Below are 2,067 nucleotides of genomic sequence, written 5' to 3' on the forward strand. Positions count from 1 at the left end.
AACGCGCGCGCTGCTCCCCTGCTCTCCCCGTGTTGGGGCTCGTGTGTGTGGGGGGGCGCGGGGCGTGCGGGCCGCGCCCCCCTCCTCGTATGTGAGGGTGTGACCCATGGCCGTCGTGCGTGACCTGCGCGTCCTCCTGCGCTTCCAGGGATTCAGACGCCTCCTCGGTGTACGGCTGCTGTCCCAGGGCGCCGACGGCGTCTATCAGGTCGCGCTGGCCACCTACGTGGTCTTCTCGCCGGAGAAGCAGACCTCCGCGGCCTCCATCGCCTCCGCGATGGCGGTGCTCCTCCTCCCGTACTCCCTCGTCGGTCCCTTCGCGGGCGTCCTGCTGGACCGATGGCGGCGGCGACAGGTCTTTCTGTACGGCAATCTGCTGCGCGCGGCGCTGGCGTCCGTGACGGCCCTCCTGATGCTGAGCCCGGCACCGGACTGGCTCTTCTACACCTCCGCGCTCTGTGTCACGGCCGTCAACCGTTTCGTCCTGGCCGGGCTGTCGGCCGCGCTGCCCCGCGTCGTCGACACGGACCGTCTGGTGGTGGCCAACTCGCTCTCACCGACCGCCGGAACGCTCGCGGCCACCGTGGGCGCGGCTCTCGCGTTCGCCGTACGACTGCTCGTCGCTGACTCCGACGCGGCGGTGGTCCTCGTGGGGGCGGCGCTGTACCTGTGCGCGGCCCTCGCCTCGCTGCGTATCGCCCCGGAGCTCCTCGGGCCCGACCAGGAGCTGGTCCGCCCGTACGTGGGCACGGCGCTCGCCGGCACCGCGCGGGGCCTCGCCGGCGGCGTTCGTCATCTCGCGGAACTCCCACGGCGGGAGGCGGCCTGGGCTCTGATGACCATGACCCTGATGCGCTTCTGCTACGGCGCCCTGACGGTCATGGTGCTGATGCTCTGCCGCTACGCGTGGGCGTCCGGCTCGGACGACGGGCTCGCGCTCCTGGGACTGGCCGTGGGCGTCTCGGGAGCCGGCTTCTTCGTCGCCGCCGTGGTGACGCCCTCGGCGGCCGGACGACTGGGTCCGGGCCGTTGGATCGCCGTCTGCGCCGGCGCCGCCGCGGTCCTGGTACCGGTGCTCTGTCTGCCCTTCGCCCCCGCACCCACCCTGGGTGCCGCCTTCGTGCTGGGCGTGATCACCCAGGGCGCGAAGATCGCCACGGACACCATCGTGCAGTCCGCCGTGGACGACGGTTTCCGCGGCCGGATCTTCTCCGTCTACGACGTCCTGTTCAACGTCGCGTTCGTCGGAGCGGCCGCAGTCGCCGCGCTGATGCTTCCTTCTGACGGACGGTCTGTTTCCCTCGTCCTCACCGTGGCGGTGGTCTACGCATCAATTGCGGTTGCTATGGCCCGCTTTGAACTCCAGTAAGTGTCACATCAATGCCACAGAGCCACTTCTGACTACTGCGTTGTCACAGGGGACCGATAACTTACGTGCGTCTTACGTTCGCGTCACGCACCTACGTTCCAGGGGGAACTCCAGTGACAACTCCGCCGCCGCCTCAGGGCCAGAACCCCTACGCGCAGGGGCAGCCGCCCCAGGGTGGCAACCCGTTCGCGCAGGGGCAGCCCCCGCAGGGATACCCGCAGCAGCCGGGTCAGCCCGGGTTCCCGCAGCAGCCGGCCGCCGGTTTCGCCCCGGTCCCGCCGCAGCGCCCGAAGCGCGGCATCAAGCAGTACCTGCGCATCGCCGTCGTAGTCGTTGCCGTGATAGCCGCCGGCGTGGGCTACCTGGCGAGCCGGCACGACCCCGACACCGCCAAGGTCGGCGACTGCATGAGCATCAGCAACCCGGACAACAGCACGGACCCGGGCCTGAAGGTCGTGGGCTGTGGCGACGCCAAGGCGAAGTACAAGGTCGCGCAGAAGAAGACGGACAACTCCGGCTGCGACCGCACCAAGTACGCCGAGTACACCGAGACGGGCAAGGACGACTTCACCCTCTGCCTGGAGGAGCTCTCCTCCAAGTAGGACCCGGCACAGACGCGATTGGGCGGGGTTTGACCGGTATAACCCCCCCCAAGCGGTGGGCCCCGTGCATATTTTATCTGGAACAAGATGGGGGGC

2 protein-coding genes are annotated in these 2,067 nt (G+C 69.4%); both read left to right on the forward strand.

Going from position 1 to position 2,067, the window contains the following annotated elements; all coding sequences use genetic code 11:
• Positions 1-106: 106 nt before the first annotated feature.
• Positions 107-1,369 (forward strand): MFS transporter, encoded by a 1,263-nt coding sequence (locus ACFXGX_RS08710; protein WP_384786726.1) that lies wholly within the window; start codon positions 107-109, stop codon positions 1,367-1,369.
• Between the two features lie 113 nt (positions 1,370-1,482).
• Positions 1,483-1,971 (forward strand): hypothetical protein, encoded by a 489-nt coding sequence (locus ACFXGX_RS08715; protein ID WP_384786729.1) that lies wholly within the window; start codon positions 1,483-1,485, stop codon positions 1,969-1,971.
• Positions 1,972-2,067 lie beyond the last annotated feature (96 nt).

The sequence above is a fragment of the Streptomyces sp. NPDC059371 genome, assembly GCF_042751995.1.
GTDB lineage: Bacteria > Actinomycetota > Actinomycetes > Streptomycetales > Streptomycetaceae > Streptomyces.